A 26,078-nucleotide genomic window follows, 5' to 3' on the forward strand; every position below is an offset into this window, starting at 1 on the left:
TTTTCTACATCATGCATAAAATCGAACTTCTGAATGGCTTTTTCTTATGCTTGCCAATAGGTTTCTTAGTAGTCTATCACAACTGTTCGGGTTTTTCTACCAATCCATTCTAGGCGAACACGCTGTTGCATGGACAAAAACACCGCACAAAATGATAAGCGATAACGCCATTTTGTGCGGTGTTTTTGTAATAATCGAATCGGAATGTATATCGTATTTTCGTAATATGACAGCATACACAATCTATCAGCTATGCTCTATTTTCGTTCGGAATAGCTTGTGGCGTATCCATGCCGATATGGTGTCCCACTTGGGCTCAATAATCGGATGGAACCAAGCACTGACCTGCGGCTGTGCCAGTATAACCGCACCGGCAATCGAGGCTGCGATGAGCAGGGCTGCGCTCCACCCTGATGAGATGTAAGCGTACACGCCAGACAAAACCACACATCGTATAATCAGCCCATGAAGCAAAAATACGTACAAGGTTCGTTTACCTAGGTTCGTAATGCGTGTATTGCGCATAGGCACCCATGTCAAAAAGGCCAGTGAAGCAACGATCTCGGTCAAGTAGATGATCGTTCGATTCAATAGAGCAAACCATCCCGACTGTGTCCATCCAAGCTCATGGAAGGTCATATGGTTCATGAACCAGATTGGATTGATTGGCTCAGACATGAAATAAAGCACTACAAGAAGTCCCATGGATATAGCGGCTCCTGCATAGCGTACGGTTGGTGTCAGCCGCTCTCGAAAGCGATCATAGGAGAACGTGTGCCCAATGACGAAGAATGGCAAATAGACGACTGAGCGAGAAATGCCGAGCCAAGCACCCTGCAGCGGCAGAAAGCCTACTAAAAATCCTAGAACAATTGATATCAGCAGTGGGTGGCGAATAGAGAATCGTGTGAACATCAGCATCATCAGTCTCCAAAATAGATGGCCGACCAGGAACCACAGCAGTAAATACGGAATAAAAAATGAATGAGTAATGCCAGGCACGCGGAATACGAAATAATCCAACAGGGAATAGATCGATTGAAAGATCACATATTGAAGCGCAATCTGCTTCAATATACGAATGCCCGCTGCTCCATTTAAATTGCTGCGCGCAAAATAGCCTGTAACAAATACGAATAAAGGCATATGAAATGTAAAAATCCATAGAAAAATGGCTTTCATCTCAGGCATGCGCATAATAAGCGGCTCAATAGCATTGCCGACAAATACGCATACAATTAAGAGGAAGCGTAAATTCAAGCCGAACGTCTCTCCACTCCTGGTTGACGTCGACAGTTGGCATCCGGGGGCAGTGGGGCTGCTTGCTTGCTCCCGCATGATATTCCCTCCTTACCTAAGCGATAGCCGGCTTCTTTATTTATCTAGAATAAGCCGATTCGCTCGTTAGCTGTCTGTTATAGCTTCAACGTAACATAGAATGTTTGCATATATTGTGATTTTAATCACGAATAACGCTTTCAATTGTGCCTATTGTTTGCATGCTGTTCTGATAAGGCTTTTCGGACGGCTATTCCTTGTTGACGAGTTGGTAAATGTAGGGTTATGATTAGCCGTAATAGAGTATATTGTGGCAAGAAAGAAGGGGGATGAGGATTGCAAACGCTGTCAATGAAAGGAATAGAGCATTCAATATAGCTGCATGTTATGACCGTAACAAGGATTCGAAATCAAGGCAAACGTTGCCTAGCAGATTTGTATAGAATAGTAGTAATATTACGTTATCTCCCCAATATCGATAGACGCTGTCTCCTCTTTCAGCGAATATAGGGCTACTCGTGCAATCTGGCATGAATGAGCCTCGGTTGTCATACACATAGTAGACCTCTAGCATATTCGTGTATAAGCGAATGTCAGGGGCCTGTAAGCAGGACACACTCTGCAACTCTCTTTTGGAGCGTTGTCTTTTTCTACCTATTAAAATGGAACGGATCAACTTCTTATGGCATTACATCGCCGTTCAAACCTTGTTCTTCATGGATGATCTATCAGATTTTACAATGCACAGCTCCATTCTCACCTAGACTGTCTCTTCATTCTATTAGATTGCATTCATTCAAATTTCACCTACTAGTCAATTTACCCTTTCCGAATAGTGACATAAATCATACTACGCACCGTCTATCAGACTTACCATTTTATTATGCTGTTACGGATGCGAATTCCGTATGTTTACTTCCCCATTGAGATGTTGTAAGCAATATTGCAATTCGGTTCGATCTGTCTGCAAGACAGCTGCACATAATGACAATTGATCTACTCACGGCGCCTTGTGTGCCAGAAGACAGGGTCAGTTAGGAAAGGAGTGCCGAAATGGTTACACTGCCTAAAGTAAATGAACTAGGTTTCTTTGAAATCCGGTTGGAATCAATCGGGGGGCTTGGAGCAAATTTGGCTGGGAAAATGCTGGCAGAAGCCGGTGTTACTGGCAGCGAGTTGAATGGTGTCAGCTTTTCATCGTATGGATCTGAGAAGAAAGGGTCTCCTGTTAAAGCACATATCCGGTTCTGCTTGCCGGGAACGCTTATCCGGGATACAACTCCGGTGGAACGGCCGCACATCGTCGGGATTTTCCATGAATCCTTATATAAATCTGTACATGTAACGAGCGGCATATATGAAGACAGCCTCGTTCTCGTTAATTCGGCCAAGACTCCGGAGGAGTTAAAGGAGAAGCTGAAGCTGCCTGGCGGAACGATTGCGGTGGTCGATGCGATTGGAATTGCGCTTGAAGAGAAGAACCGCGTAAATATGGCGATGCTTGGCGCACTGTTCCGCTTATGCGACTTCCTGGATGCGGAGCATATGAAGGGCGTCATACGCAAGTCTTTGGAGAAAAAATATCCAGGTGCTGTTCAGCCAGCGCTGAATACGTTCCAAAGAGGATATGACGAAGTGAAGTTTCAGTCGTTCTCCCTCCCTGAGGACATTCAGATGCCGAAGCCAATTCGCTGGGATACAACGGCTTTAGGCTATGAGACGCAGCCCATTGGCGGTATGGTCGTAAATCCAGGCAACTCCATCTTGAAGGATCTGAGTATCTCCCGTGCCGGCATGATGCCGCATTTTGCTTCCGATAAGTGCATTCATTGCGCGGCATGTGATAACGTGTGTCCTGATTTTTGCTTTGTGTGGGAAGAGCAGCCGGACAAGAAGGGGCGGCCGCAAATGTTCCTGCAAGGCATTGACTATCAATATTGCAAAGGCTGCTTGAAATGTGTGTATGCATGTCCAACTGAGGCATTAACGGATGAACGGGAAGAAGACGGATATGCGGAAGAGCACCGTGTTCCGCATCGGTTCGAGCTGACTGCACACCATTGATGGAAGGTAAGGAGGATGAGGGCTATGGCAATTGAGTATGAGAAAGAAATAACTCACGGCACGGTTGAGCAGCGAATGGTGTATGAATCAGGCAACGAGATGGCAGCTTATGCTGCACATCAAATTAATTATCATATTATGGGCTATTATCCGATTTCACCATCGACGGAAGTTGCGCAATTCCTCGATTTAATGAAGGCGAACGGGCAGCACGATATTAAGCTTATCCCGGCGGACGGCGAGCATGGTTCGGCAGGAATCTGCTATGGGGCTTCAACTGCAGGCGGACGTGTGTTCAATGCGACAAGTGCGAATGGCTATATGTATATGCTTGAACAAATGCCTGTTCAATCAGGAACACGATTCCCGATGGTATTGAATCTAGTGTGCCGTTCTGTATCTGGTCCGTTGAATATTCATGGTGATCATTCGGATTTATATTTTGCGCTTAATACCGGCTGGCCGATATTGCTCTGTCGTGATCCACAAGCTGTATACGATATGAATATTATGGCATTGAAGCTTGCGGAGGATCCAGAGGTTCGGCTTCCGGTGATGGTCGCATTCGATGGCTATTTCACGTCGCACCAGAAGCGTCGAGTCCAGACCTTTGCCCATCGTGAGGATGTGCATCGCTTCATTGGAGAGCAGCCTGTACGCGGATTCGCGGATACCTTGGATCGCAATAATCCCATAACAGTCGGGCCGTATATGAATGAGCCGGATTATATTAACAACTGCTATCAGCAGTCGATGGCCATGTACAAGGCAGAAGAGGTATTCGACCGCATCCGTACGGAATATGCCAAGCTGACCGGAAGAGATTATCCGATTTTGGATTTGTACCGGATGGAGGATGCAGAGGTAGCTGTATTCCTGCTTAATTCCGCAGCGGAAATCATTAAGGATGTCGTCGATCAGCTTCGCGCGCAAGGGATTAAAGCGGGCTCCATTTCTCCGAACATCATTCGTCCATTCCCGGCGAAGGAGATCGCAGACGCGCTTGCTCATATCAAGGTCGTTACGGTTGGAGATCGCGCCGATTCGTACGGCGGTCATGGCGGCAATATGGTCAACGAGGTGAAGGCGGCGCTGTTCACGCACGGCAACCGCGATACGATGATCATTAGCCGCATATATGGTCTTGGCGGCAAGGACTTCTATTCTGAGGATGGCCATGCGCTGTTCGAGTGCGCCATTGAGGCGGCCCAGAAGGGCTATGTCGAGAAGCCGTTCGATTATCACGGTCATACGCCTGGTGATCCATCCAAGGCTCCGCAGCGCGTCATCGAGCCGATGAAGCATGAGGATTTGAAGACAGGGCTTATTACGGTGAAGCAGGATGAGGAGTCCGGAAAGCTAAGTGTTCGTGTTCCGCCGCTGCGCCAATTGACAAAGAAGCCGAAGCGAATTGCTCCAGGCCACGGCGCATGTCCGGGCTGCGGCATATTCTCCGGTCTCGAGCTGTTCTTCAAGGGCATTGAGGGGGATATCGTAGCGTTGTTCCATACGGGCTGCGCGATGGTCGTGACAACAGGCTATCCATATTCAGCTCATAAGGCGACATACATTCACAACTTGTTCCAGAACGGTGCGGCAACACTATCCGGTGTCGTGGAAATGTTCTGGGAACGTAAACGCCGCGGAGAGCTGGATGAATTGAACCTGCCGGATGATTTTACGTTCGTGATGATTACGGGCGATGGCGGCATGGATATCGGCATGGGGCCGGCAATAGGTGCGGCACTGCGCAATCATAAGATGATTATTTTGGAATACGATAATGAAGGCTATATGAATACGGGAGCGCAATTGTCGTACTCTACCCCACTAGGTCACCGCACTTCAACATCTAATGTTGGCAAGGTGCAAGCAGGCAAGATGTTCCATCATAAGGATACAGCGCAAATTATGGCGGCAACGAACATTCCGTATGTATTCACGGGCAGCGAAGCATTTCCGCAGGATTTGCTTAAAAAGGCGGCCAAAGCGCAATGGTATGCGCAGAATGAAGGGCTTGTTTACGGCAAAATCTTAATTACTTGTCCGCTCAACTGGTTGTCTGAAGATAAGATGGGCACACAAATTGTTAATGCGGCCGTAGATTCTTGTTTCTTCCCGCTGTATGAAGTGGAGCATGGGATTACGTCTATTACGTATAATCCGGAAGAGAAGAATAAGAAAGTTCCGCTTCTCGACTGGTTAAATATGATGGGCAAGACGAAGCATTTGAGCAAGGCGGAGAATGCGGAAGCGCTGCAGACGTTCGAACGGGAAGTGGAGCGCCGCTGGAATGCACTTAAAGCGAAGAGTGAACATCCGCATTTATAATCTTATCGTTATTTAACGATTCACAATTCTTGGAGTCATTATTTATTCAAGCCTGAGAACGATCCGTTGGGACAGGTTCTCAGGCTTTTTGTGTTCATAGCAATGAAGTTCGATTATTCTAGGAGTCTGGGCTAAGGCTGAGTCTCCGTCAAAATGCGCTAAATGCTAATTCACAGTTCTAAATCACTGCTAAATTTATCGCTGAATCACTGCTGAATCACTGCTGAATTACCGCTGAATTACAGCTAAGTCTCCATGAACTGCTAGTGATGCAGTACCATTTGGCCGATCAAGGCAACGCTGTAGGCAGAACGCTAAGCGCTTGTACTTGCTTGCTATCCTCTGAATTCTTTCCCTGTTGGTGCAGCTAAGGTATACTAAAGGATAGGCTCATATTTGTGGAAAAGGGAGGAAGCGACGACGATGACAGAACAAAAGAACCGTAACCATCATGCTCATGCAGAGGAGCTGGCAGATCTTTTGCGCAGCAGCAAGCATGTTGTTTTTTTGGCGGGGCAGGAACATCGACGGAGAGTGGGATTCCTGATTTCCGCTCGGACAATGGTGTATTTGCGGATGATGAAGCATTCCGTTATCCCCCGGAGGTGATGCTCAGCCGCTCCTTTTATGATCGTGATCCGGCAACCTTCTATCGCTTCTATCGGGCGAAGATGCTGCATCCTGCTGCGAAACCGAATGCTGCACATCGGGCGTTGGCGCGGCTTGAAGAGGATGGCATTGTGTCCGCGGTTGTGACTCAAAATATTGATGGTCTACATCAGTCAGCAGGTAGCAGGGAAGTGTGGGAGCTGCATGGTTCGGTACACCGGAACCGCTGTACGAGATGCGGAGCTATACATGGACTGGATGCAGTGCTGGAGAGTGAGGAGATCATTCCATCCTGCAAGCAATGCAGCGGAACACTAAAGCCGGATGTTGTTCTCTATGAAGAATCACTGGACGATAAAGTGATTTCAGGGGCAATCGGACGCATTCAAGAGGCGGATCTGCTCATTGTAGGAGGAACCTCGCTTACTGTGCACCCGGCAGCAAGCTTTGTTCAACTGGCGAAAAAGGCGAAGCTGGTATTGATGAATCGGACGGCAACGACCATGGATGGCCGTGCAGATGCGGTATATCGTGAGCCGATGGGTGAATTGTTCGCCGCTGCTTATTACAAGTTAACAGGGAAAGAGGTATAGCTATATGCGCATGATCGGAATCGATCTCGGGACAACGAACCGCAAGGTTGGCCTATTCGATGAGTCGGGCAAGTTGCTCGGCCAAGCGAGCCGTCCGACGGTAACCGTTGATTCGAACACAAGGTATGTCGTCTATGATCCAGACGCGATGTGGGATGATGTATCGACGATGATCCGTGAGCTTATGAATACCCATAACGATGTTCCCGTCGATTACATTGGAATTACGAGCATGGCGGAAAGCGGACTGCTCGTAAATCGGCATACAGGCAAGGTGCAATCACCGCTCCTGCCGTGGTTTGAGACCTGCTCCTCTGAGCAAGCGGAACGGATCCGCCAGGAAGGGACGCCGCTGGAGCTGTTCCAGCGTACAGGCCTGCATCTCTCGTTTAAGCACGGTTTACCGAAGCTGCTCTGGCTAAAGGATCAGAATGCTGGGATGTTCGAGGATGCAGTGTGGCTGTCCGTATCCGGATATATTGCTTACCGCTTGACTGGAGTTATGGCATTTGATCCTTCGCTTGCGACTCGAACATTTGCATACAGCATGTATAGTGATAGTTGGGATGTACCATGGATTCGACACTTTGGACTAGATGAACACATCTTCCCGGAAGTTCTGCCAAGCGGGACGCCGCTTGGGACAGTGACGAAGGATGCAGCGGGAGCGCTCGGTCTGTCCAGCTATACACGTGTTGCCATTGGCGGGCATGATCATGTCTGTGCAGCGCTTGCGGTTGGGGCTGTTCATCCGGGAGATGTCTATGTATCCATGGGAACAGCGGAGACGCTTGTGGGAACCATCTCGAAGCGGCCGCTCGGGCAAGCAGAGTTCGATACCGGGCTATCCTACGGGTACCACGTTGTGCCTGGATACCATTTCTGGATGGGCGGTAATGCCTCTTCAGGAGGATCAGTCGAATGGATTCGCAGACAACTGGCGGACGAAGCCTTATCTTATGATGACATTAAGCAGTTGATGAACAATGTGAACGATGGTCCAGGAGAAGCGATGTTTTTCCCGTACTTGTCGGGATGCGGGGCGCCATATCCGAATTCAAAGACGCGCGGCGCGTTTATCGGATTATCTAAGGAACACGGGAAGAAGGAAATGTTGCGGGCGGTGTTTGAAGGTACGGCCTATCAGTTGGAAATGATTCGTCAAAGTGCAGAACGCAATTCGGAGCATGCCATTCGCAACATGTGTGCGGTTGGCGGCGGGACGAGATTGCCGGCTTGGCTGCAGATGAAGTCGGATATCTCCAACGCAACACTCATTGTACCGCCTATTGAGGAAGCGACGATGCTCGGCGCTGCCTGCGCCGCTGCGCTAGGTGGCGGATATTTTGCCGATGCAGATGAAGTGCGCCAAGCGATGCAAAGCCGTGGTGTTGAGACTTACCAGCCTAATGCGGAACGTCATTTGCAGTATAGGCAGGTGTACGACACACGCTATATCCCTGTAGCAAAAGTGCTTCGTGAGTTGTAATCCCAATCGGGGATGAAGGTTATCGACTGTGATATAGAAAGGAGCGGCGCATATTTCTGTGAAGTGCCCGCTCCTTTTTGCTATGTAAAGTTATTTAGACTTGTTGATTGCTGCCACCTTATCGACTGCGCGCCGGAACAGCTCTGCAACTGCGCTTGTCTGCTTGTGGCATTGCATATGCACCCCACCTGCAGTCGCAACATCCTGGATAAGTTCGGCGTTGGATTTTGAAGCTGCTTCCTTACGGCTTTGTTCAACAATGCGTGCCTGCTGCTGCCATTCTTCCTTGATGTTCAGACGTTTCATGCGGAATGCCCTCCTAATTTTGATTGTCAGCGTAAGCCTATACTAAGAATTACGTTGGAATGTATGATCGGGTTGCATGACTTGATTGCGATATGCAGTAGGGGGATGTCCATAAAAGCGTCGAAATTGTCTGGAAAAATACAATGCGTCAGGAATTCCGACCGAAGCTGCAATTTGCTCGACAGTCAAATCCGGTCGTTCTCGAAGCAACTGCCGTCCCTTATCAATGCGGAGCTTCAGCAAGAAGGTGACAGGCGTCATGTCCGTAATGCGCTTAAATATGCGGGAGAAATACGCCCTGCTGTAGCCTAAGCTCTCCGCAATTTGCTCCATGGACATCGGATGCGCATACTGCGTAGACATCATCTGGATGGCCTGACGTACAGTCTGCTGCATTTCTGATTCGGGCCGCAGTCTATTCGCCTCTTCCATGTGCTGCTGCATGCCGGCATACTTCGCCAAAATAAGATGGAGGCAGCCGTGCGCGATCAAATCTGCTGCCACGCTTCTTTCTTGAAATGCCGCTGTAATTTGCTTTATCTGATAGGGAACCTCGATTTGATCACCTGCATGTAGAATCGGATTGGCGGCTGAGAATCCGGCACGGCATATAAGGTCATTCGCGTGAATGCCTTGAAAAGCGATCCAGCAGTACCTCCACGGCTGGACAGCATCAGATTCATAGCTTACGAGTCGGCCTGGTTCAATGAGGAACGCATCTCCTGTTTTCAGATGATAGGTATGGGTCTCTGTTGAGAAGGCCCCCTGACCGTCTATGATATGATGAAGCAAATAGTAGTCGTACAGCTTGGGGCCGAGCTTGTGAGAGGGAACGGTCTGGCTTTCTCCTGCGAATAAGACTCGTATCCCTTCTTGTTCAGCGTAAGTTGGGTTCGAAGCGACCGTGTACGTTTCTAGTATTTTGACTAAATCATTCTCGGTTGTTATCTGTTCGGATTGTGCTTGTGCATTCTGAAAATCGGGGGAGTCCGTCATTTTGTACCTCCTTGCGCGTCCAATCTTGCATGTCCAATAGTTATATTGTAGCATGAAAATGATGGTAGAGTCACATTAGTCCATATGTAGCGCACATCGATATATTACGGGGGCAAGAGGAAATCTGTATGATTGATGTAACGGTATCATATTCACGTTGAAACAATGGGAGGTCATTGTAATGGAAGCAAGCAAGCTGCTGTCACGATTCGAGCAACAATATGGAGCGAGCCCAGCGCCGGTTCGTTTTTTCCATGCTCCAGGCAGAGTGAATTTGATCGGTGAACATATTGACTATAATGGAGGATATGTGCTCCCTGCGGCATTGGAATTTGGGACTACGCTGCTCATCCGTGAGCGTGAGGATCATTGTGTGCGATTGGCGACGACGAATTTTGAATATCAGCTTGAAATAGATGTGAGCGCACTTGCAGATGCGAAGCAGGATCAATGGACCGATTATCCAATTGGGGTTATGAATCAGTTGCAGCAGTCGGATCGAGGGCTGACAAAAGGATATGAGCTACTGTTCCATGGGGATATTCCGAATGGCGCAGGGCTGTCTTCATCTGCCTCATTAGAAGTGGTGACCGCTTATGCGCTGCTTACACTGGAGGGGCATCACATTGATCGAACGGACATCGCTTTGTTGTCTCAGCGTGCGGAGAATCGATTTGTCGGTGTGAACTGCGGCATTATGGATCAATTCGCAGTAGCACAGGGCAAGCTTGACCATGCCATTCTGTTGTTGTGCGATACGTTGGAATATACGCATGTGCCGTTTCAGACGGATGGATATTGTCTGATCATCGGCAATACGAATAAGCGCCGTGGATTAGTGGATTCGAAATATAATGAGCGCAGGGCACAGTGTGAAGAAGCAGTGCGTGCGCTGCAGGCTGCATATCCGCATATGACCCTGCTTGCGCATCTTACGGCGGAGCAATTTGAGGCGGAGGCTGACAAGATTGCAGATGACACGGTTCGTGCGCGAGCTGCACATGTGATTGCAGAGAATGATCGTGTTAAGCAGTCGGTTGATGCATTGAAGAACAATGATCTGATTCGGTTTGGCGAATTGATGAATGCTTCCCATGATTCTTTGCGCGATTTATATGAAGTCAGCTGCGAGGAGCTGGACATTATGGTAAAGGAAGCTCGATGCATAGAGGGAACGCTCGGTTCTCGAATGACAGGAGCCGGGTTCGGCGGCTGTACGGTATCACTCGTTCGTGAGGATGCGGCTGAACAATTCGTAGTTCGGGTAGGCGCTGCGTACGAGGAGCAAACCGGGTTGCACCCGGAATTTTATATTTGTCGAGTAGGAGATGGTGTGCGGGAGCTTGCACCATTGGCGAAGACAGCGAAAATTGATAAGGAGGGGTAACAGCATGGCAGTATTAGTTACAGGTGGAGCAGGCTATATCGGTTCGCATACCGTTGCGGAATTGCTGGCGCGCGGAGAAGAGGTTGTTATTGTAGATTCACTCGAAACGGGACATCAAGAGGCGGTGCTTGGGGGGACGCTTCATATTGGCGATATTCGAGACAGCGCATTTCTCGATTCTGTATTTGCGCAGCATTCTATTGATGCGGTTATTCATTTTGCTGCCTATTCACTCGTAGGCGAGAGCATGAGCAATCCAGCGAAATATTACGATAACAATGTGCATGGCACGCTTGTGCTGCTCGAAGCAATGCGCAAGCATCATGTATCCCGCATCGTATTTTCATCAACGGCTGCTACGTATGGGGAGCCGGAGCGTACTCCGATTCAAGAGACAGAAGCGACGAACCCAACGAATGTATATGGGGAAACGAAGCTGACGATGGAGCGAATGATGCGGTGGTTCGATCAATCGCATGAGATTCGCTATGTTTCGCTGCGTTATTTCAATGCGGCGGGCGCTCATGAGAACGGCAAGATCGGGGAAGACCACCGTCCGGAAACCCATCTGATTCCGTTAGTGCTGCAAACCGCACTTGGACAGCGGAAGGAAATGAAGGTATTCGGCAGCGACTATCCTACGCCTGACGGTACATGCATCCGGGATTATATTCATGTCAGCGACTTGGCTGATGCTCATGTGATGGCAGTCGAGTACTTGCGCGGCGGCGGCCGGAGCGATGTGTTCAACTTGGGCAGCGGCAATGGATTTTCGGTGCTGGAAGTGATTCAGACAGCAGAACGGGTAACAGGGCGTAGCATTCCGACAGTAACGGAAGAGCGTAGAGCAGGTGATCCTGCGGTGTTAATTGCCTCGGCAGACAAGGCGAAGTCTGTTCTAGGCTGGAGTCCGAAGCGGGACGACCTGAATGTGCTGATCCAAAGCGCTTGGAACTGGCATCAGGCGCGTCCGACCGGATACGATAGCTGAGGAGGAGTGCGAGATGGCACAAGGTGTAGAAGGATTAGCGCTGTCACAAATATCTGTCGAGCGGGCAAGCTTCGCAATTGAAGCCTTGATTCGATATGCCGTGCATCATGAGATGATGGCCCCGCTTGATATGCCTTATGTTCGCAATCAATTGTTAGAATTGTTCCACATCTCTGAACCGTGTTCAGCATATCGGGAAGAGCAGTGGGAAGCCATTCCTGAGGAGCCGCATCATATACTCGAAGAACTGCTTGATTGTGCCTATGAGAGCGGGCTGATTCCGGATCGAACAGTGACGCAGCGAGATCTTCTTGATGCACGAATAATGGGTATGCTGATGCCGCGTCCTGCTGAGCTGCAGAATCGATTCCAGCGTGTTCAGGAGGCAGAAGGAATCGAGCGCGCGACAGCTGATTTTTATCGCATCAATCAAAAGTGCAATTACATTCGTACCGATCGTGTCCGCAATAATGAATATTGGCTTCATAGGAGCGAGTTCGGTGAAATGGAAATGACGATCAATTTGTCGAAGCCGGAGAAGAGCCCGCAGGAAATTGCGCTCGCAGCACAGTTGACAGCGTCCCACTATCCCGAATGTCTGCTGTGCGCAGATAATGTAGGGTATGCCGGCAGACTTGATCATCCTGCACGTCAAAATTTACGCATTCTTCCGATAAAGCTGAACGGGGAAGACTGGTATTTTCAATATTCACCGTATGTGTACTATAACGAGCACAGCATCATTTTCCACAAAGAGCATTTTCCAATGAAGCTGACACGGAACACATTTGCTCGCTTGCTGGACTTTACAGAGCAGTTTCCGCACTATTTCATCGGATCGAATGCAGATTTGCCGATTGTCGGCGGCTCCATTCTCAGTCATGATCATTTTCAAGCGGGAAAACATACGTTTCCGATTGAGCGGGCACCCATTGATGTCCAGTTTGTGCATCCTGCATACCCTGGCATAACGGCGGGAATTGTTCGTTGGCCGATGTCGGTGCTGCGCTTGCAGAGTGAACAGCCGGATGTCCTGCTGCAATGCGCGGACGAATTGTATGAACAATGGAAAGGGTACAGCGATGAAAGTGTTGGGGTTGCGGCTATCACAAATCACGGAGACAAATCGATTCGGCACAATACGATCACGCCAATTGTAAGGCGACGCGGCTCGTTATTTGAGATGGATTTGGTACTGCGGAACAATCGCACGGATGAGGCTCATCCAGAAGGCATTTTCCATCCTCACCGTGAGCATCACCATATTAAGCGGGAAAATATCGGATTGATCGAAGTAATGGGGCTTGCGATTCTACCAGGACGCCTGAAGCAAGATATTGAGCGAATTACGATGTTGCTGTCCGACCATGGACAATGGGAGGAAGCGCGGAGTCAACTGCAAGAAACGGACAGCCTGTATCCGCACCGTGCGTGGGTGGATCAGTTGCTGAATCAGTATGGAATTATGGCAGCTGACAAGGCGAAGCAGGTCATTCTGCACGAGATTGGCAACAAGTTCGTGTCCATACTTTGGCAGGCGGGAGTGTTCAAAAATAACGCTCAAGGTTGGGACGCCTTCTGCCGTTTCGCGGCTGCATGCGGCTATCAGCGTGTAGAAATACCTTCAGCCATGTAAGACGATCCAAAGTGCTGCGTAGCGGGCAGTCAATGCGGTATGCGGCAGTACAAGCAGCGGTACAACAGCTCGGCGTGCGATCAGCAGTCCAGATAGAGATAAATAGAAATAGGGAGTAAACGGAAGGGGAAACGATGGTGGCTGCTTTGCAAATGAATACAATACAACATGAACGTTGGGGAGAAAGCTTGCATCTGGACAATGGAATCTATGAGATAATCGTGCCGCTCACATTTGGCATCCGGATTATGCATTTTAGCTTATGCGGCCATGAAAACATTCTGTTCGAGGATCGCGAAGGGTCGATACGGCAGGAAGGTGAGGCCTTCCAAGCCTTTGGCAGCGAAGGCTGGCAGCTTCGCGGAGGCCATCGGTTATGGGCTAGTCCAGAATCCTATCCACGGACCTATACGCCAGATGATAAACCGATTGAATATGTGCGCACAGCGTCTGGTGTCAAGCTTATCGCTCCCGTAGAGCAATGGACCCAATGTGCCAAAGAGATTGAGCTCATTTTCCGAGGAGCAGATGTCGTCGTAGTGCACCGGATTGCGAATAAGGGAGCGTGGCCGATCCAACTGGCTCCGTGGGCCATTACGGTTATGGCGTCGGGAGGAACGGCGATTGTCCCTCAAATTACGAGAGATACCGGCTTGCTGCCGAACCGTTCGATATCGCTGTGGCCGTATGCTGCGATGAATGACGAGCGAGTGTCGTGGGGAGAGAGCCATATCGAGGTGAAGCAGTTAGCTCATCTTCCACAAGCCTTCAAGTTCGGTATGCTTCAAGAAGAGGGCAAGGCGTCCTATATCCGCAACGGAATCGTATTTGAGAAACGTTATGAGCCTGTACATGGAGCAACGTATCCAGATGGAGGCTGTTCCTTGGAATTGTACACGAACGAGCATATTTTGGAGCTAGAGTCGCTTGGGCCGCTTGTTACGCTGGAACCGAATGCAGTGGCAACTCATCAAGAGGTATGGAGCTTAGCTCTGCAATCGGATGTGAAGGTCTGAGCAACCACAGGGGGTATTCATTTTACTGCCATGAGTCATGACTCATTGATGAGCTTGATCTTCGAACTTATCGTTGAATAATAATCGTATAAACTTATATTCATGAGCGCCATCTGCTGTATTTGTATATAGCGGGGCGCTTTTGTAGTTTGTGCATTGCAATGAATTGATTGGAGATGAGACAGTAAGGAATTGCCATCATTTTGTTGCAATTATTTTCTTTACACCGTATTCCGAAGTCATTCATAATGATCATGAACAAACTAGCGACTTACATAATGTAATGGGAGTAAAGTGGGTTCAGGTAAGAACTTATCCAAATGGGAAGAGGGGATAGAGGACATGAGAACATACAAATGGTTAGCCCTATGTATGGCAATTGTGCTAGTGATGTTGACAGGCTGCCAATCCATCGGCGGTATTGATGTGACGAAGGTGCTGAAGAAGCAGCTCGACATTCATGCTTACGAAGCGCAGCAGACAATGAGCATTCATTTTGAACCCGCCTCAGGCAAGCTGAAGGATGAGGACGCTGCAATGATGAAGGCGTTCAATGATGCGCTGCTGACTGTCCAAGTGAAGGCACAGGATCCAGAGCATTTCTCGATGACTGGCAAGCTGAAGGTTGCGAGCGATGAAGTTCCGTTCACAATTGGCTTGAAGGACAATCGGACGGTGATTAAGGTGGAAGGCGCTCAATCTCCGATCGTAATTGGCGAAGAAATGAAAACAATGCTGTCTATCGTACAGCCTTCCACGAAGCAGATGAAGGCCTTTGTCGAATCGACATTCGCCCTGCTCGGCAAACATGCGCCGAATCCTGCAAATGCATCTGTGAAGCAGGTGACAGAGCAGGTCATGGGACAGTCGCTCCCACTTTCGCAGGTTCATATTGAATTCGGCGGCAATGAGTTGATTCCTTGGTTGAAACAATTGCTTCAATCCGCTCTGAAGGATGAAGAAGGATTGAAGGCCTGGTTCATGGAAATGGGCAAATGGTATGCGCCTATGATTACGGCTGCGATTGCGCAAGCTGGACATGAGATGGAGGGAGAAATTCCCGCATTGCTGAAAGATGGCGAGCTGCTCGGCTTAACGGCTTACAAGATGTTCAAGGAACAGGCGCCTGCAATCATTTCGGAGCTGGAGCGCAGCAATGACACATGGTTGAAGGACAATTCGGGTTTGACGGCACTGCTTAGCGGAGAGACCAAGCTTGTCTTGGATTTGTACGTGGATCAGAACATGAATGTTCGGAAATCAAAAGCTTCGCTAGCGATTGCCGTTCCTACTTCTGCTGAAGCTCCGTTCACTAAGGTTACGATCAACCAATCCACGGAATACAGCAATGTGAATGGAACTGTGAAGGCAGATGAATGGGAAGCAACTTCTTCCTATGTATCCCTCACAGATCCCGAGATGACCCCAGGGAAATGGCTGAGACACTTCGATTCTTCATCTGTCGCGCACAAATGGCTGAAGCAGGCGGGGATCACGAAGAAGTGGACAACAATACCTGTCTCAGCATCGAACTATGATGAGTGGTTCTATGAGGGAATGGCAATGACGTATACGAAAAATGGAACTATGATGGTGCCGCTGCGCGTCGTCACGGATGAATTCGATGCAAAGTTGAAGTGGGAAGGCAAGTCAAAGCTGACCATTATCGATGATATTACGGGGGGCGTAACCGAGCTGACGATGAATAGCAAGCAGGCTAAGGTTGGCGGACAGACGATTGACATGCCGTTAGCACCAGAGGAGAAGGATGGGCAATTATATGTTCCACTTCGTTCGCTGGCGCAAATGCTGGGCTTCACGTTTACGATCAATAAATCTGACGGGACTCAGTGGCTCGAAATGAACCGCGAATAAGACGTATATTGTGCATATTATAATTATCTGATCGCTAGATCAACAATAAGGGAAGCGGGTTGAAGGGGTGATTCCTCTTCAATCTGGCTTCCCTTATGTTATGTCAGGCGATGCATTCCGTATAAGATATACGGTGCCTAATTAAAGCCATGCAGGCGCGACATCTCCTGTGTGACCTGCAGCAGTATGCTAATCCAGCGTTCGAGGTGGGGCTCCATTCGATCACTAGGCCCGATTAAGCTAATTGCGGAAACATTCCCGTCCCCATAGAATATCGGGGCCGCAATGCCAGTCACCCCAATATTACGCATGTTCGAGCTCATCTCATAGCCGCGCTGCCGGATGCTCGCAAGACGCTGGCTCATTTGCTCCCGATCTGTAATGGAGTAGTTCGTGAAAGCAGCCATTGGTTCAGCAAGCACTGCTTCCTGCAGCGTCTCCGGACTATAAGCCAGAATGACGCGCGAGGCACTTGTCGCATAAAGCGGGAATCGTCGATAGGCATCAATGATAAAGCGAATCGGCAGCGGAGAATCCAGTTTGTCTACATAGATTGCATCCTGCTGATCGCGAATGCATAAACATACCGATTCCTTTGTCAAGTCTGCAAGCTGCTGCAAATAAGGTCTAGCAAAGCTGACCATATCATCGTCATTCTTCACCTTATTGCCTAATTCTAATAGAGTATAGCCCAATGAATACAGCTTCGTTCGGGGATGCTGCTTAATCAGCCCTTCACTTTCCAAGGTAGTCAGCATCTTATGAACAGCCCCCTTGGACCATTGCAATTCACGGCTTAAGTCCGTTACGCCCCATTCCTTGGCCCCGTGTAGGAACAGCTTCAGCAGTGTACAGCATTTCTGGACGGATGACAGATAGTGCTCCATATTCTCTCTCCTAAGTTCGGTGTATCCGATATTTTCATCAATGAAAAAAATGAAGCTGATAGGTTGGCATTGTTCAAGCAATTGTACGTCTACAATACAAATGATGTGTTAAAATGTGACAAAAATCATGGTTCTATATTGAACATACCATGACCCTATGCTAAAATCAAACCAAGATTCACCAATTATAAACAATGTTCACAAATAGTGAACATAATAATGGGGAGGAATACAATGAAAGCATGTCGCTGGGCATCATTGATATTAACTTTAGCCTTGATTGGATCTTTGGTGGCAGCTTGTGGATCGTCTAGTTCCAGCATCAAAGATGGAAGCGGTTCCAATTCAGGGCTGGAAGGTGAATTGGTTATCGCAGGGAATGGCGCAACCGTAGAGACTTTGATGAAGGATGAAATTTTCAAGAAATTCAATGAAAAATATCCAGATGTGAAGCTGTCCTATGTATCGGGCGTATCAACGGATATTGTGGCCAAGGTCACAGCTCAACGGGGATCTCCGCAAATCGATGTAACCGTAATTGAAGGCGGCGAGCAGGAGGCTGGCAGTATCAAGGGGCTTTGGGAGGCGCTTGTTCCTGCTCAGATTCCGAACATGTCCAAAGTTGACGAACAACTTAAAATCAATGATAACAGCGGCGTAACAGTCAACTACACCCCAATGGGCATCTCATACAATGCCAAGCTGGTGAAGGAGAAGGGATTGCCTGTACCGGAGTCGTGGAATGATCTGGCTCGTTCAGAAATGAAGGGCAATCTGATATTAACTGAAATGTCGAGCAACTTCGGACGTTCAGCAGCAATTATGCTCGCATATGCGAATGGCGGCTCTGAAAAAGATATGGCTGCAGGCTTCGATAAGCTGAAGACGATAGCGGGCTATATGCCGACATTTGCGAAGACGGCAGCTCAATTGCAGCAGAATTTGCAAAATAATACGGCAGCCTATACAGCATGGACAATGGCACGCAGCATCGTGCAGAAGGATCAAGGTGTGGAGCTGGAATTCGTTATACCGAAGGAAGGGGCCAACATTGTGCCAAACGTTGCTTCCTTAGTCAAAGGCGCTAAGCACCCGAACGCAGCGAAAGCATTCATCGATTTCCTGCTGACCGATGACGTACAGACGTTGTATGCAACGAAGCTCTTTTACAATACGGCGGTCAATGTGAAGCTGCCAGAAGATACGGCGAAGCTGCTTGATTTTGATAAAAGCAAGATCGTGAAATTCGACTATGGTGTCATTAGCGACAATACGAAGAAATGGCTGGATCAATTCAATAAGGAAGTCGCGCCGCTTGTTGGCCAATAACTTAAATAACTTACAGATAAATAGGATGGAGGATAGGCTCATGACGATCACGTACGACGTAGAATTGCAGAGCGTTCACAAGTGCTTCGGTGGAACGGTCGTCGTTGACAATTTCAGCTTGGGAGTGGAGCGGGGGGAGTGTGTTACTTTCCTCGGTCCCTCGGGTTGTGGGAAGACGACGACATTGAATATGATCGCCGGCTTCTTAGAACCGGATGGAGGAGAACTGCGAATTAAAGGCAAATCCATGCGCGGCGTCCCGGCAAATAAACGGGATTTGGGTATGGTATTTCAGACATACTCGCTATTTCCGCATATGACGGTCGGGGAAAATGTTGCATACGGCTTGAAGCTGAGAAAGACGCCGAAGTCAGAAATGACGGATCGCGTGAAGAAGGTACTTGATCTTGTTAAGCTTCCACATGTGGGCGACCGGTATCCGAAGCAGTTGTCTGGAGGACAACGCCAGCGAATCGCGATTGCTCGTGCACTTGTTACGGAGCCATCACTGCTGCTGCTTGATGAGCCCTTAAGCAATCTCGATGCGAAGCTGAGAGAGGAATTGAGGGAGGAAATGAAGCTTCTGCAGCAGGAAATTGGCGTTACGACGATATTTGTCACGCATGATCAGGAGGAAGCGATGTATCTCTCTGATCGAATTGTCGTGCTTGATCACGGCGCTGTAGAGCAGATCGGGACACCTGAGCAGATCTATCATGAGCCAGCCTCGGCATTTGTACATGAATTTGTCGGGAAATCCAATCGCTTTGAGGCTACTGTCGTTGCTGTACATGAGCAATGGGGCGAGCTGCGTACAGCCGGGGGGATGAAGCTGAAGGCTCAACGTAAGAAATATCCGTTCAAGGAAGGAGAGCAGGTGCTAGCCTATGTGCGTCCTGAGCATATACGTATGGAGGCTGCAATGTCGGCCGGTGGAGATTCTGCGGATGAAGACAATAACATGTCCGGGATCGTTTCACTAGTATCCTTCCTTGGCTCGTATGGAGAAATGGTTGTGCTCACAGCAGATGGCTCGATCAGTGTACGAACACATTCTCAGCGGCGCCATCATCATGTCTCAGACGGAGAGCATGTAAAGCTGGCATGGGCTGAGCAAGACGTCGTCGTATTCCCGCGGAAGGAGGGGTAGCAGATGGCGAAGCCCGCACGAAGCAAGGCTTGGGCGGCTATGCTGCTGCTCGTTCCCAGTCTTATCGTTATTTTGGGTGTATTTGTGTTGCCAATGCTGTACATGTTCGTGATCAGTATTCGTGAAGATGGAGGTGCGGGGGCGTATACGCTGGCACAATACCGGCTCTTCATTCAGGATTCGTATTACTTGGAAGTGCTGTGGCGGACAATCAAGCTAAGTCTGTACACGGTAATCGTATGTTTGCTGCTCGGTTATCCGGTTGCCATGTATATGGCGCAGGCAACGCCGAAAATGCGGGGCTTCATCACGTTCTTAATTATATCTCCACACTTAATTAGTGTCGTCATCCGAAACTTTGGCTGGGTCGTCATCTTAGGAGACGATGGCTTTATTAACAACAGCCTTATCTCGCTGGGAGTAATCGAGAAGCCTCTGCGCCTGCTGTACAACGAGCTCGGTGTCGTTATCGGTCTCGCAGATTCATTAATTGTCTATATGGTGCTTGCGGTCGCAACGAGTCTGTATGCAGTGGATGCTTCGCTTTATAAGGCGGCAGGAATATTAGGCGCATCACGTTCGCGGATGTTCTTCAGTGTGACACTGCCGTTAAGCATGCCTGGCATATTCGCTGGCACGACGCTTGTGTTCAGTTTGGCCATGAGCGCGTTTGTTACGCCTGCACTGATGGGGGGCACATCTGTGAAGGTGATGCCGGTTATTGCCTATGAGAAGATGATGGCAGCATATGATTGGTCGTTAGGTGCAGCGCTTGCCTTTTTGCTGCTCGGATCCACGCTTGGGCTCGTAGCTCTGTTTACCCGAATGGTTGAAACGAATCGATACAAGGAGGTGTTCTCGTCATGATAAACGAATCGAGACGATTTCGAATTACGCCGCTCGGCATAATTACTTTTTTCGTTGTTCTCATGGTTATTTCACCGCTCCTTATTATCGTGCCTACCTCGTTCACCTCGACAGGGGTGCTTCGCTTTCCGCCTGAGGGCTTTTCTTTGCAATGGTATGTAAAAATCTTCGATCGGCCTGAATTTATCGAATCGTTCTGGGTTAGTGTGAAGCTGGCGTCCATTAGCGCAGTCATTGCGACAATTATCGGCACATTGGCCGCATTCGCTCTTCACAAATACAAGCCACCGGGATGCGGGACGATCAATGCGCTGCTCTTGTCGCCGCTGACAGTGCCGTCTCTCATTATCGGGATATCTGCACTGCTGTTTTTTACAAGAATTGGATTGGCGGGGACGTTTACTGGTCTGCTGCTCTCTCATATTTTAATATCAGTTCCGTATGTTGTGCGGCTTGTGCTGACCGGCTTAAGCTCCTTCGATTATACGTTGGAGCGGGCTGCAGCGATTCTTGGGGCAAATCCGGTACGAACATTCTGGGATATTACGCTTCCTGTCATCCGACCTGCTATTTTTCAGGAATGGTATTTGCGTTCTTAACATCGTTCGATAATGTAACTGTATCCTTATTTTTAATCTCTCCATCTACGACTACACTTCCAATGGCAATCTTCAATTATATGCAGGAGTCTTTAACTCCGCTTGTCGCATCGATTTCTTCCATCATGATTTTGCTTAGTCTCGTATTTATTTTTATCCTAGAACGGGTCTATGGATTGGATCGGCTGTTCGGTTCCAATTCGCAATCCCATTAAGGAAGGTAGAATAATGAAATACCTGGAGCAGTTAGAGCGGTGGATGCCTGAAATGCTTGCCCTGCTGGAGCAGAGTGTGAACATGGATTCTCCGTCTGCCAACAAAGGTTTGACCGATCGAATGATCGACTGGTATGAGGAGCGCTTCAAGGAAGAACTCGGGGCTGAAGTTGAACGTGTGCCAAATGTTCAGTATGGAGATAGACTCGTTGTTCGCGTTGGGAGTGGGCCGAGGAAGGTATTGCTCGTCGGCCACGCGGATACGGTATGGCCTGCGGGAGAAACGAAGAGAAGACCGTTTCAAATAGACAGCAAACGGGCTTACGGGCCTGGCGTATATGATATGAAGGCGAGCTTGATTCAAGCTTTATTTGCGATAAAAATTCTACAATTTACAAACAGGCTTCCCGAAAAGCTATCAATTATGTTATTAATTAATAGTGATGAAGAAATTGGAAGTCCTACTTCACGGAAATGGATTGAATCCTTTGCGAGAGACAGCGAGGCGGCCTTCGTACTCGAACCGCCAATGGAGCCTTCTGGAGCATTGAAGACAGCTCGCAAGGGAAGTGGTCGTTTTCATCTGTCAGTAATTGGACGAGCCGCTCATGCTGGTGTCAATCCCGAGTCTGGCGTCTCTGCTGTTGAAGAGTTGGCTCAACAAATTATTCGTCTTCACCGGTTGTCGGATGCAGAACGCGGCATACATGTGAATGTCGGAAAAATTAGTGGTGGAATTGGAGCAAATGTAGTAGCCGATTATGCCGAGGCAGAGATTGATGTGCGCGTCCGAACGATGGAGGATTTCGATCGTTTTGTGGAGTTGATTCACGGACTTGCTTCGATTCATCCTGATGTACGTCTTCAGTTGACTGGAGACATGAATCGTCCGCCTATGGAGCGAACCGATTCGATTGCCAAGCTGTATCAGATAGCTAGAGAAGCAGCGATGGAACAATTGAGCTTGGAGTTGGAGGAAACGAGCACGGGCGGTGTAAGCGACGGGAACTTCATAGCAGCGTGTGGAACACCCACTCTCGATGGGTTAGGTGTGCGCGGAGACGGCGCGCATTCGCCATCAGAATTTATTTGGCTGCATGAACTGCCGCGTCGAACTGCATTGTTGGCTAGTATACTGGAACGTCTGTAACGTTGAAGGAAGCAGTTGATTCAGGGGAGAGTGCAATCCATGGCCAAGTCACTAGGTTCTAGCACGAATATTATTATCCGGATGGAAATTGACAAGCATGTATGTACATTTGCTCAGATTGCAGCAGCAATCGGTGAGAGCGGCGGGGATATTGTTGCGATAGACGTTATTCGCGGCACTCCGGCATTTACCGTACGGGACGTTACAGTCAATGTGTATGATGGCAGTGTTGGTGACCGCATCGTACAGCGGCTGAAGCAGCTCAAGGGTGTTACGATTGTAAACGTATCGGATCAGACGTTCTTGATGCATCTCGGCGGCAAAATTGAAATGACCCCGAAGGTGCCGATTCGTAACCGTGACGATTTGTCGCGCGTATATACGCCAGGTGTAGCACGCGTATGTATGGCCATTCACGAGGATCCAAGCCGTGCTTATACGCTTACGATCAAGCGTGACACGGTTGCTGTTATCTCGGATGGAACGGCGGTGCTCGGGCTTGGCAACATCGGTGCGCTGGCAGCTATGCCGGTTATGGAAGGAAAGGCGATGCTGTTTAAGCAATTTGCCAATGTAGATGCATTTCCAATTTGTCTGGATACGCAGGATACGGATGAGATTATTCGTACCATTGAAGCGATTGCTCCGGCATTTGGCGGCATTAACCTGGAAGACATATCCGCGCCGCGCTGCTTTGAAATTGAGCAGAGACTGAGTGAAAAATTAGACATTCCAATCTTCCACGATGACCAGCATGGCACATCTGTCGTTATGCTTGCAGGGCTGCTCAATGCCCTTCGTATTGTTGGAAAATCAATTGAGAACTGCAAGATTGTATTGTGCGGTGTCGGTGCGGCCGGCATGGCATGTACAGAAATGCTGTTGACGGCTGGCGTTGTAAATATAATTGGCGTGGATCGTCAAGGAGCACTTGTTCGAGATACGGTATATGAAAATGACGCATGGAATCGATATGCGGCAAAGACGAACCCGAACTTAGAACGAGGCTCGCTGAGTGATGTGATCCGAGGTGCTGATGTATTTATTGGAGTATCTGGACCAGGCGTATTGAAGAGAGAGGATGTCATGACGATGGCTTCCGATCCGATTGTATTTGCTATGGCTAACCCGACTCCGGAGATTGATCCAGATGAAATCGAAGATATCGCCCGCATTATCGCAACAGGCCGATCCGATTATCCGAACCAAATTAATAATGTTCTCTGCTTCCCAGGTCTGTTCCGCGGCGTGCTCGACTGCCGTGCGTCAAAGGTGACGGAGAGAATGAAGCTGGCAGCGGCTAACGCGATTGCTGAAGTTGTACCCGCAGAAGAATTGAACGAACTATATATTATTCCAAGCGTCTTTAATGCACAAGTTGTGCCGAAGGTTCGTGATGCGGTCGTGGATGCGGCCTATGCGGATGGTGTGGCACGGAGACGTGACTACAGAGACGCGATGAACAAAGGGGTATAATCTACGTGTCATGTATATGTTATTGACTGACGAATCACTTCAGGAGGCTTATCAGGAAGCCGTTCGCATGCAATTAGAGACATTATTTGTTGATATGCTTCATGCTGAAATTGAATTTCGCAAGAAGCAGGCAGGTATGGATGCGACTTGATGGTGATGGTAAGCGATACAATTGCGCAGTACGTATAGGAATCCCAACATAGATTTTGTGACAGCCACTCTTTCAACAGCAATGTCTGAAAGGGTGGCTGTTCTGCTTGAAAGTGGATGGGAAGCGATTTCAACTGAAAAAAGACAAAAAAATGAAATAAAGTGCTAATTTATAACATATTTATCAAACGTTATTATTGACGATATGGAATATGCAGGTACAATATGCCTATAATACGTTACTCAGATCATGCTTTTAAGCTTTTATGGATCTACGCTTTTATGTAGTAAAATATTAGGCGGTATTGACCACTGATGATGTAACGTCCAATCAGCTTGGTTCTGTAACGAGGTGGTAATTAGACAGTTTAGTAGGCAGTTAATGAGATCAATCGAAAAAGAAAGGGTGTGTTAGTCATGAAGAAATCACGTCGCCATCTGGTTATGACTGCGATGATGTCGCTGCTTATACTGTTCGCAGCCGCATGCGGCAATGGAGGGGCTTCCAATAGCTCCGGCAGCGAAGGAAGCGGAGAATCGACCGGCTCCAAGTCTGCAGAAGGGAAAAAGTAAAGATTGGCATTACGCAGGTTGTCAACCATGCATCCCTCGATGAAGCGTACAAAGGATTCGTTCAGGCCTTGAAGGATAGTGGCTATGTTGAAGGGGAAAATCTGGTGCTGGATTATCAAAATGCACAAGGGGATCAGACAAATGCAGCTACGATTGCTCAGAAGTTCGCAACTGGCGGAGTTGACCTTATTTTAGGCATTGGAACCTCTGTCTCACAAGCGGCGGCGAAGGAAACGAAGGATATCCCTGTCCTGTTCACGGCTGTAACGGATCCGGCAGGGGCAGGTCTTGTCCAGAGTATGGAGAGCCCAGGCGGTAATGTTACCGGAACGACAGACCTTCATCCGGAGGCAATATCGAAGCTGATGGAATTCATTAAGAATAGTATTAAAAATATGACTACAGTAGGCATTATTGCGAATGAAGGAGAACAGAATACAGTAGTCAATGTTCAGAAGGCAGAAGAATCCTTGACGAAGCTTGGATTATCTGTTGTGAAGGCACCTGTTACAAATAGCTCTGAAGTGAAGCAGGCAGCGGAATCGCTTATTGGGAAGGTTCAGGCTATTTATGTGCCTTCTGACAATACCGTAGTAAGTGCATTGAACTCGGTCATCGGTGTAGGCAATGACAATAAGATTCCGGTATTTGTCGCTGAGAAAGATTCCGTGAAAAACGGTGGTGTTGCTTCCTTCGGTTTTGAATATTTCGACCTGGGCTATACGACAGGAAAGATGGCTGTTGAAATCTTAAAGGATGGCAAAAAACCTTCGGAGGTTCCTGCCCGCATTCCTGAATCCCTTGACTTGGCGCTGAACTTGAAGGCAGCAGAAGCACAAGGATTTGAAGTTACCGATGCGATGAAGCAGCAGGTGAAGCCGGAAAATTTGTTCCAATAACATGCTGAGTGCGAGGTACAGCTAGCTGTACGAGCGTTGAACAAGCATAATGTACTTCTATGCAGCCTCTACCTAACCATAATTTATCCGTTAAGCTGCAGACGGCGGAATACATACGGCCTGTACGATGACGGTTCGTAGTTCACTGTAACGGTGGTGCGTACTGCTTTCGATGCGGGCCGTTCATTTATTTTGAAGATGAGAGGAGCGAT

The 26,078-nt window shown here is 48.5% G+C and carries 22 protein-coding genes and 1 pseudogene; 19 read left to right on the forward strand and 4 right to left on the reverse strand.

Annotated features, from left to right (window positions below; all coding sequences use genetic code 11):
* Positions 1–246: 246 nt before the first annotated feature.
* Positions 247–1,338, reverse strand: coding sequence for an acyltransferase family protein (locus tag PAV_RS14830; protein ID WP_005547543.1), 1,092 nt, complete (start codon positions 1,336–1,338; stop codon positions 247–249).
* A gap of 993 nt (positions 1,339–2,331) precedes the next feature.
* On the opposite strand from PAV_RS14830, the gene PAV_RS14835 reads away from it, so the two are divergent.
* The 5 genes from PAV_RS14835 (at position 2,332) to PAV_RS14850 (ending at position 8,364) form a co-directional block, all read left to right on the forward strand.
* A complete protein-coding gene (locus PAV_RS14835) occupies positions 2,332–3,342 on the forward strand; it encodes a 2-oxoacid:acceptor oxidoreductase family protein (protein ID WP_005547545.1) in 1,011 nt (336 codons plus the stop codon).
* A 24-nt stretch (positions 3,343–3,366) separates the two neighbouring features.
* Positions 3,367–5,673 carry a thiamine pyrophosphate-dependent enzyme gene (locus tag PAV_RS14840; RefSeq protein ID WP_005547546.1) on the forward strand — a complete coding sequence of 769 codons (2,307 nt, stop codon included), beginning with the start codon at positions 3,367–3,369 and terminating at the stop codon, positions 5,671–5,673.
* Positions 5,674–6,096: 423 nt separating this feature from the next.
* Positions 6,097–6,282: a hypothetical protein gene (locus PAV_RS37295; RefSeq protein ID WP_005547549.1), complete on the forward strand. Its 186-nt coding sequence runs from the start codon at positions 6,097–6,099 to the stop codon at positions 6,280–6,282.
* The gene (locus tag PAV_RS14845; protein WP_338010904.1) at positions 6,213–6,875 is read left to right on the forward strand and encodes an NAD-dependent protein deacylase; all 663 of its coding nucleotides are present in this window, start codon (positions 6,213–6,215) and stop codon (positions 6,873–6,875) included. Before PAV_RS37295 ends, PAV_RS14845 begins: the two co-directional genes overlap by 70 nt.
* Positions 6,876–6,879: 4 nt before the next feature.
* Positions 6,880–8,364, forward strand: a complete 1,485-nt coding sequence (locus PAV_RS14850; RefSeq protein ID WP_005547553.1) for an FGGY-family carbohydrate kinase — start codon at positions 6,880–6,882, stop codon at positions 8,362–8,364.
* A gap of 90 nt (positions 8,365–8,454) precedes the next feature.
* On the opposite strand, the gene PAV_RS14855 is transcribed toward PAV_RS14850, so the two are convergent.
* Positions 8,455–8,670 carry a hypothetical protein gene (locus PAV_RS14855; RefSeq protein WP_005547555.1) on the reverse strand — a complete coding sequence of 72 codons (216 nt, stop codon included), beginning with the start codon at positions 8,668–8,670 and terminating at the stop codon, positions 8,455–8,457.
* 42 nt (positions 8,671–8,712) lie between these two features.
* Entirely contained in the window at positions 8,713–9,666 is a 954-nt protein-coding gene (locus tag PAV_RS14860; RefSeq protein ID WP_005547556.1) for an AraC family transcriptional regulator, read from the reverse strand.
* 181 nt (positions 9,667–9,847) lie between these two features.
* Between PAV_RS14860 and PAV_RS14865 the strand changes: the two genes are divergently transcribed.
* From PAV_RS14865 to PAV_RS14885, 5 genes are all read left to right on the forward strand, one after another.
* Complete coding sequence (locus PAV_RS14865; RefSeq protein WP_005547558.1) at positions 9,848–11,053, forward strand: galactokinase; 1,206 nt, start codon at positions 9,848–9,850, stop codon at positions 11,051–11,053.
* 4 nt (positions 11,054–11,057) lie between these two features.
* The gene (gene galE, locus PAV_RS14870; RefSeq protein ID WP_005547560.1) at positions 11,058–12,044 is read left to right on the forward strand and encodes a UDP-glucose 4-epimerase GalE; all 987 of its coding nucleotides are present in this window, start codon (positions 11,058–11,060) and stop codon (positions 12,042–12,044) included.
* Positions 12,045–12,057: 13 nt separating this feature from the next.
* Entirely contained in the window at positions 12,058–13,680 is a 1,623-nt protein-coding gene (locus PAV_RS14875) for a UDP-glucose--hexose-1-phosphate uridylyltransferase (RefSeq protein ID WP_005547562.1), read from the forward strand.
* Positions 13,681–13,832: 152 nt separating this feature from the next.
* A complete protein-coding gene (locus tag PAV_RS14880) occupies positions 13,833–14,696 on the forward strand; it encodes a hypothetical protein (RefSeq protein ID WP_238555830.1) in 864 nt (287 codons plus the stop codon).
* Between the two features lie 342 nt (positions 14,697–15,038).
* The gene (locus tag PAV_RS14885; protein ID WP_040735987.1) at positions 15,039–16,571 is read left to right on the forward strand and encodes a copper amine oxidase N-terminal domain-containing protein; all 1,533 of its coding nucleotides are present in this window, start codon (positions 15,039–15,041) and stop codon (positions 16,569–16,571) included.
* A gap of 137 nt (positions 16,572–16,708) precedes the next feature.
* Here PAV_RS14885 and PAV_RS14890 read toward each other — a convergent pair whose 3' ends face one another.
* Positions 16,709–17,458, reverse strand: coding sequence for an IclR family transcriptional regulator (locus tag PAV_RS14890; RefSeq protein WP_005547569.1), 750 nt, complete (start codon positions 17,456–17,458; stop codon positions 16,709–16,711).
* A 234-nt stretch (positions 17,459–17,692) separates the two neighbouring features.
* Between PAV_RS14890 and PAV_RS14895 the strand changes: the two genes are divergently transcribed.
* From PAV_RS14895 to PAV_RS14925, 9 genes and pseudogenes are all read left to right on the forward strand, one after another.
* Positions 17,693–18,787 carry an extracellular solute-binding protein gene (locus PAV_RS14895; protein WP_005547571.1) on the forward strand — a complete coding sequence of 365 codons (1,095 nt, stop codon included), beginning with the start codon at positions 17,693–17,695 and terminating at the stop codon, positions 18,785–18,787.
* Between the two features lie 40 nt (positions 18,788–18,827).
* Positions 18,828–19,937, forward strand: coding sequence for an ABC transporter ATP-binding protein (locus tag PAV_RS14900; protein WP_005547573.1), 1,110 nt, complete (start codon positions 18,828–18,830; stop codon positions 19,935–19,937).
* 3 nt (positions 19,938–19,940) lie between these two features.
* The gene (locus PAV_RS14905; protein WP_005547574.1) at positions 19,941–20,804 is read left to right on the forward strand and encodes an ABC transporter permease; all 864 of its coding nucleotides are present in this window, start codon (positions 19,941–19,943) and stop codon (positions 20,802–20,804) included.
* A pseudogene (locus tag PAV_RS14910) lies at positions 20,801–21,618 on the forward strand (ABC transporter permease). Before PAV_RS14905 ends, PAV_RS14910 begins: the two are co-directional and overlap by 4 nt.
* Before the next feature lie 13 nt (positions 21,619–21,631).
* A complete protein-coding gene (locus PAV_RS14915) occupies positions 21,632–22,768 on the forward strand; it encodes a M20 family metallopeptidase (protein WP_005547577.1) in 1,137 nt (378 codons plus the stop codon).
* Positions 22,769–22,807: 39 nt separating this feature from the next.
* On the forward strand, positions 22,808–24,244 hold the full coding sequence (locus PAV_RS14920; protein WP_005547579.1) for an NAD-dependent malic enzyme: 1,437 nt from the start codon (positions 22,808–22,810) through the stop codon (positions 24,242–24,244).
* Positions 24,245–24,254: 10 nt separating this feature from the next.
* Positions 24,255–24,395: a sporulation histidine kinase inhibitor Sda gene (gene sda / locus PAV_RS33450; RefSeq protein WP_081505748.1), complete on the forward strand. Its 141-nt coding sequence runs from the start codon at positions 24,255–24,257 to the stop codon at positions 24,393–24,395.
* A gap of 416 nt (positions 24,396–24,811) precedes the next feature.
* On the forward strand, positions 24,812–24,967 hold the full coding sequence (locus PAV_RS36170) for a hypothetical protein (RefSeq protein WP_157266863.1): 156 nt from the start codon (positions 24,812–24,814) through the stop codon (positions 24,965–24,967).
* 8 nt (positions 24,968–24,975) lie between these two features.
* The gene (locus tag PAV_RS14925; RefSeq protein ID WP_085981364.1) at positions 24,976–25,866 is read left to right on the forward strand and encodes an ABC transporter substrate-binding protein; all 891 of its coding nucleotides are present in this window, start codon (positions 24,976–24,978) and stop codon (positions 25,864–25,866) included.
* Positions 25,867–26,078: the final 212 nt, after the last annotated feature.

The sequence above is a fragment of the Paenibacillus alvei DSM 29 genome (genome assembly GCF_000293805.1).
In the GTDB taxonomy this organism is placed as follows: domain Bacteria; phylum Bacillota; class Bacilli; order Paenibacillales; family Paenibacillaceae; genus Paenibacillus_B; species Paenibacillus_B alvei.